Consider the following 6,776-nt stretch of genomic DNA (forward strand, 5'->3'; position numbering starts at 1 on the left):
ATGGCCGGCCCTGCCCTCATCCCTGCTGGTGACTTCCGTACATCCTACGCGGCCGACACCACGGTCTTCCCGACCAGGACCAGCCGCAACTTCGCCATCGCCGGCGTGCTGCTGCTATGCCTCGCGCCGCAGTTCTTCAGCGGCTACTGGCTCAGCATCCTGATCCAGATCGGCATATTCTCGATCGCGGCGCTCGGCCTCAACATCCTGGTCGGCTTCACCGGACAGATCTCGATCGGGCATGCCGCCTTCTTCCTGCTCGGCGCCTTCACCTCGGCCTACATCTCCAACAACGCGCCGATCCCGGTGTTCTTCGCGATCCCGCTCGCGGGCGTGATCACCGCGCTGGTCGGGCTGATCTTCGGCATCCCGGCGGCGCGGCTGAAGGGCCTCTACCTCGTCATCGCCACGCTCGCCGCGCAATACATCCTGCTCGACTTCTTCTCCCGCGCCGAATGGTTCTCCGGCGGCTCGGTGCCGGCGAGCGCCGAGCCGTTCTCGGTCTTCGGCTACACGCTGCGCGGCGACCGGCAATACTTCTACGTCGTACTGGCCTATGTGCTCCTCAGCTACATTCTCGTGACCAATCTGATGCGCACCCGCGACGGCCGCGCGCTGGTGGCGATCCGCGACCATTATCTCTCCGCGGAGATCATGGGCATCAACCTAACCAAATACCGCACGCTGTCGTTTGGCCTCGCCGCCTTCTTCGCCGGCATCGCGGGCGCGCTCTATGCGCATTACCAGCTCGTGGTATCCCAGGAGGGTTTTGGCATCGAACGCTCGATCCTGTTCCTGGCCATGATCATCATCGGCGGCACCGGCTCGATCATGGGCACGCTGATGGGCACCGCCTTCGTGGTGCTGCTGCCGGAATCGATGGAGTGGCTGAGCCTGCACCTGAAAGGCGGCGCGATCGATCAGGCGCTCTCGCTCAACACCAACATCACCTTCCTGCGCGAGATCGCGATCGGGCTCATCATCATCGCGTTCCTGATGTTCGAGCCCGACGGGCTCGCGCATCGCTGGCGGCAGATAAAGGCCTACTGGAAACTCTACCCGTTCTCGCATTGAGCTCGGAAACTTCACTTAAACGATAACAGGAGGAACCAACCCATGAAGACGAAATCGCTTCTGAGCACCGCATCGCTCGCGCTGGCGATCGCCGCATTCTCGGCGAGCGCGCAGGCGCAGATCGCGATCGGGCATCTCGCCGATTATTCCGGCGGCACCTCCGACGTCGGCCAGCCCTACGGCCAGGCCGTCGCCGACGCCTTCGCCTGGGTCAACAAGAACGGCGGCGTCGGCGGCAAGCAGGTCAGCGTCGACACCAACGATTACGGCTATCAGGTGCCACGCGCGATCGCGCTCTACAAGAAGTGGTCGGCGCCCGACAGCAAGGTCGCGGCGATCATGGGCTGGGGCACCGCCGACACCGAGGCGCTGACCGGCTTCCTCGCCCAGGACAAGATTCCCGATATGTCGGGCTCATACGCCGCTGCGCTCACCGATCCGGAAGGCACGAGCGGCAAGGCCAAGCCCGCGCCCTACAATTTCTTCTATGGCCCAAGCTATTCGGACTCGCTGCGCGCGATGCTGATGTGGGCGGCCGAGGACTGGAAGGCCAAGGGCAAGCCCGGCAAGCCGAAATTCGTGCACATGGGCGCCAACCACCCCTACCCGAACGCGCCGAAGGCCGCCGGCGAAGCCATGGCGCAGGAGCTCGGCTTCGAGGTACTGCCGCCGCTGGTGTTCGCGCTGTCGCCCGGTGACTACAACGCGCAGTGCCTCAGCCTGAAATCCTCCGGTGCCAATTACGCCTATCTCGGGAACACCGCGGCCTCGAACATTTCGGTCATGAAGGCCTGCAAGACCGCTGGTGCCGACGTGCAGTTCCTCGGCAATGTCTGGGGCATGGACGAGAACGCAGCCAAGACCGCGGGCGATGCCGCCAATGGGGTGATCTTCCCGCTGCGCACCGCAGTGAGCTGGGGCGGCGATGCGCCCGGCATGAAGACGGTGATGGAAATCTCCAAGATGTCGGATCCGACCGGCAAGGTCTATCGTCCCGTGCACTACATCGCGGCGGTCTGCTCGGCGCTCTACATGAAGGAGGCGCTGGATTGGGCCGTCAAGAACGGCGGCGCCACCGGCGAGAACGTGGCGAAAGGCTTCTATCAGAAGAAGGATTGGGTGCCGGCCGGAATGGAAGGCGTGTGTAATCCCTCGACCTGGACGGAGAAGGATCACCGCGGCTCCCTCAAGGTCGACCTCTATCGCACCAAGGTCGCGGGCGCGACCGACGGCGATCTCAACGACCTCATGGCCAAGGGCACGATCAAGCTCGAGAAGGTCAAGACCATCGAGCTGCCGCGCAAGCCGGAATTGCTGGGGTGGTGAGCTCAACGCTCGCCTCACGCACAACTGTCATCCCCCGCGAAAGCGGGGGATCCAGTACGCCGCGGCTTCTCAGGCAACGTCGGGCGGTCTCTGGAATACTGGGTCACCCGCCGGAGCCTGTCATCGGGCGGCGCTTCGCGCCGACCCGGTGGCGGGTGACGACATCGAGAGAGTAACTGACCATGAGTGAAGCGGCTCACATCGAGCGTCCGTCGCCCAGCATCGTGCCAGCAGCATCCCTCCTCAGCGTGCGCAACATCGAGGTCGTCTATGACGACGTCATCCTGGTGCTGCGCGGCCTCAGCCTCGACGTGCCCAAGGGCGCGATCGTGGCGCTCTTGGGCGCCAACGGCGCCGGCAAGTCGACGACGCTGAAGGCGATCTCGGGGCTGCTCAAGACCGAGGACGGTGAAGTCACGCGCGGCGAGATCCTGTTCGAAGGCTCCGCCATCGCCGGCATCGATCCCGAAAAGATCGTGCGCCGCGGCATCTTCCAAGTGATGGAGGGCCGGCGCATCGTCGCCGACATGACCTCATTGGAGAACCTCAAGCTCGGCGCCTTCACCCGCAGGGACCGCGAGGTCGATGCCGACCTCGACATGGTCTTCAACTATTTCCCACGGCTCAAGGAGCGCACCGGGCTTGCCGGCTATCTCTCCGGCGGCGAGCAGCAGATGCTCGCAATCGGCCGCGCGCTGATGGCGCGGCCGAAGATGATTTTGATGGACGAGCCGTCGATGGGATTGTCGCCACTGCTCGTGAAAGAGGTCTTCGCGATCATCCAGAAGATCAACCGCGACCTCGGCGTCACCATCCTGCTGGTCGAGCAGAACGCGCGCGCCGCGCTCTCGGTGGCGAGCCATGGCTACATCATGGAACAGGGCAAGATCGTGCTCGACGGCACCGCGGACGAATTACGCGACAACGAAGACGTCAAGGAATTCTACCTCGGCGGCGCCGGCGACCAGCGCAAGAGCTTCAAGAACCTGAAGAGTTTCAAGCGGCGCAAGCGCTGGCTATAGCGTTTCGAGCAACGTGGGAACCGGTTCGCGTGAAGAAAGCGCGTCAAAACTAAAGAGTCTATTCGAGCACCTGCTCCGCTTCCGTGACTGCGCAGAGAACATGATAGAACGACGACGCAGGAATGGTGTCGACCAGCGACGTGCCGTCGCGATCGAACTGATCGTACCAGCCGCCCCGCACGGGGTGGCTGAGATAGTGCCGTTCGAGCCGCACCAACGCCGCGCGCGCCTCCTCCGCGGCGCCAGGCTCGCCCGATTCGGCCTGCGCGATCCAGGCCTTCGCCATCTCGGTCTGCGGCCACAGCCGGCGCGTGCTGCGGCGGATGTGGCCGGCCTCATCGCCCTCGTCGACCAGGCAGCCGGTCGCCTCGTCGCGATAGCGCAGCGCGGTGGCCAGGAGCTCGGATCGCCGCGGTCCGGTCGGACATCCCGTGATGCGCTCAAACCCCTTCAGCAGCCACACCCACTCGGCCTGGTGGCCGGGTTCGACGCTGACCGGCGCGATCTTCGACCAGTCCTCCTCGAAATACTCTGTCAGAATCCGTTTCTGCTTGTCGTAGAGATTGGCGAGGAACAGCGCAAAGAACTCGCCGGCGCGGTTCTGGAACGACAAATCGTGGGTCGCGTCGAAGCAGGCGATCATCGCCTCGAACAGATGCATGTGCGGATTCTGCCGGCGCGGCAGCGAGACCGGCAGGCTTTCGTGCACCCCGCCATGGGGCGAGCGCAAATGGCCATCGAGGAAGCCGAGCAGCGCGTCGATCTCGCCGCGAATCTGGGCGTCCCGGTCGAGCGCATAGGCGGCGGCAAGCGCGAACAGGATGAAAGCGTGGTCGTAGGCGTCGCGCCGCGCGTCCAGCACCGCGCCGTCGGGCGCCAGGCGGTGCACGTAGCCGGGCCGACCGTCCGGCGCCTTGGCCTTCGCCAGCAGGTGCTCCAGCCCCTTCAGCGCGATGGCGCGGCCGTCGGGATACCAGCCCATCTGTGCCGCCTTGGCATAGCACCAGATCTGGCGCGCCTGCACGAACACGCGCCGCGGCGCAGCCGCATCCGCCGTGCCGTCGCGGTGCAGCCGGTCGACGAAACCGCCTGCGGCAGCGTCCCAGCCGACCGCCGACCACAGCGGCAGCGCCTCGTCGATCAGGCGGCGCTTCAGGCGCGCGATGACGTCCGCCGTCCCCTCCGCCGCCATGATTCGTTCGTCCGCCACCCCAATCTCTCCAGGCCACCGCAGTTGCCGTCTGATACCCATGCCGGCGCTGGCGTGCAACGGATGCCAACCCGTAAGGACCAGCCATGACCGCCCATTACGACGCCCTGGAGACGCGCGAGGCAGCTGCGCGCGAGGCCGAGCTGTTCTCCCGCCTGCCGGGCCTGCTGCGCAGTGCGATGGCCGCCCCAGCCTATGCCGAGCGGCTCAGGGGCTTCGACCCGGCCTCGGTGACCTCCAGAGCGGCGCTGGCGCGTCTTCCGGTGCTGCGCAAGTCGGAGCTCCCGGCCCTGCAGAGGGCCTCAGCGCCCTTCGGCGGCTTCGTGGCGGCTGCTCCCGGCGCGTTCGCGCGGCTCTTCACCTCCCCGGGTCCGATCTTCGAGCCGGAGGGGCGACAGGCCGATCCCTGGCGCGGCGCGCGGGCGCTGTTCGCGGCCGGGTTCCGGGAGGGCGACGTCGTGCTCAACACCTTCAGCTATCACCTCACCCCCGGCGGCTTCATCTTCGATGCCTCGGCCCGCGCGCTCGGCTGCGCCGTGATCCCGGCCGGTCCGGGCAATACAGAGCAGCAATTCGAGCTGATCGAGGCCTACCGCCCGATCGGCTACAGCGGCACGCCGGATTTCCTGAAGATCCTGCTCGATGCCGCCGCGACCGCGGGGCGCGACATCTCATCGATCAAGCGCGCGCTGGTCTCGGGTGCCGCCTTCCCGCCCTCGCTCCAGGCCGAGATCAGGGCGCGCGGCATCGACGCCTATCAGGCTTTCGGGACTGCCGATCTCGGCATGATCGCCTTCGAGACCGAGGCGCGCGAGGGCATGGTCGTGAACGAGGATCTGATCCTGGAGATCGTCAAGCCCGGCACCGGCGATCCGGTCGCGGAAGGCGACGTCGGCGAGATCGTGGTGACCTCGCTCGACCCGCACCATCCCTGGATCCGGCTCGCCCTCGGCGACCTCACCGCGGCGCTGCCGGGCCCGAGCCAATGCGGACGCACCAACATGCGCATCAAGGGCTGGATGGGCCGCGCCGACCAGACCACCAAGGTCAAGGGCATGTTCGTCCGCCCCGAGCAGGTCGCCGAGATCGGCAAGCGCCACCCCGCGCTCGGACGCCTGCGCCTCGTCGTCACGCGTCAGGGCGAGACCGATGCGATGACCCTGAGGGCGGAGACGGCGGCGCCAAGCGACGCGCTGCGCGAGGAGGTCGCGGCGACTTTGCGCGCGGTGACGAAGCTTGGCGGGGCGGTCGAGCTGGTGAGCCCTGGGGAGCTGCCGAACGACGGCAAGGTGATCGCGGATGAGCGGTAGGACCGCGTATCGTACCAACGGCACGCCCGGCCATCAGAACTGGTCTCGCGCACTAGCTTCACGCTTCTGCTAGCATAAGCATGCGGGCGGGTGACTGTACTCCTCGACGATCGCGAGATGCGCCTTCCTATTACGTCTGCCTGGTGGTCGCGCCTTTGGACAAGGCGGCTCTTTCCTGCCTCCAAGCCAAAACCTTGTAATAGGCCACCACATAAACGGCATCGAACGCGAAGCCGGAGATGATGGCCAGCGAACACGCTAGATATGCGTCCGCCCACGGCCACCAAATGTTTGACCAAGAGATGGACAGCACGACCAGGGCAAATATGGCTTTTCGTCGCATGATTTGGCGCGTTCAGCACGGTTTACGCTCGGGAGTCAATCCCGACGGGCCGACCCGCAAACTGTCGCGTAAGCTGGAAGCATCATAATACCCGGAAGTGCCGCACAAACAAGCAAGCGGCCCGATTGCATCTGAGATTTTCTTCACGATGCAGACCGAAAAAGACGCTTTCCTAGCGATATCCCGACCTGCTCTTCGACATGGCCCCTATTCGAAGGTTACGACGCGATCAGAGCATTCGTAGCAAGCGCCGCTTAAATTAGCCGCTGGCTGACCATACCCCAAACGACGCGCAATCGCATAAAGCCCGCACTTCCAGTAGTCGCGCGGAGCGCGCAGGAGGCTCGTCAGAGTCGCTTTCCGGGGACGCGAACGACCGGAGCTGAAAAGTAGGATTGACCAGAGATAGACATTGCAAGGGTGCCCAAGCTGAAACGCAATCGGTTCTCCGGAGATCGTAACATCCATGGCCATCCGAACGCGCTCGACCG

General features: G+C 65.2%; 5 protein-coding genes. 4 read left to right on the plus strand and 1 reads right to left on the minus strand.

The features are described 5' to 3' along the window. The 3 genes from MTR72_RS31235 to MTR72_RS31245 all read left to right on the plus strand — a co-directional run bounded on the left by MTR72_RS31235 (nt 1) and on the right by MTR72_RS31245 (nt 3,422). Nucleotides 1–1,074, plus strand: a complete 1,074-nt coding sequence (locus tag MTR72_RS31235; protein WP_341511749.1) for a branched-chain amino acid ABC transporter permease — start codon at nt 1–3, stop codon at nt 1,072–1,074. 42 nt (nt 1,075–1,116) lie between these two features. After that, complete coding sequence (locus MTR72_RS31240; RefSeq protein WP_341511750.1) at nt 1,117–2,400, plus strand: ABC transporter substrate-binding protein; 1,284 nt, start codon at nt 1,117–1,119, stop codon at nt 2,398–2,400. Nucleotides 2,401–2,582: 182 nt separating this feature from the next. Then, complete coding sequence (locus MTR72_RS31245) at nt 2,583–3,422, plus strand: ABC transporter ATP-binding protein (RefSeq protein ID WP_341511751.1); 840 nt, start codon at nt 2,583–2,585, stop codon at nt 3,420–3,422. Nucleotides 3,423–3,480: 58 nt separating this feature from the next. Here MTR72_RS31245 and MTR72_RS31250 read toward each other — a convergent pair whose 3' ends face one another. Further along, on the minus strand, nt 3,481–4,632 hold the full coding sequence (locus tag MTR72_RS31250; protein WP_341511752.1) for an AGE family epimerase/isomerase: 1,152 nt from the start codon (nt 4,630–4,632) through the stop codon (nt 3,481–3,483). A gap of 86 nt (nt 4,633–4,718) precedes the next feature. Here MTR72_RS31250 and MTR72_RS31255 point away from each other — a divergent pair, with 86 nt between their 5' ends. Beyond that, complete coding sequence (locus MTR72_RS31255) at nt 4,719–5,942, plus strand: phenylacetate--CoA ligase family protein (protein ID WP_341511753.1); 1,224 nt, start codon at nt 4,719–4,721, stop codon at nt 5,940–5,942. Nucleotides 5,943–6,776: the final 834 nt, after the last annotated feature.

Source organism: Bradyrhizobium sp. ISRA442 (assembly GCF_038085055.1).
Classification (GTDB): domain Bacteria; phylum Pseudomonadota; class Alphaproteobacteria; order Rhizobiales; family Xanthobacteraceae; genus Bradyrhizobium.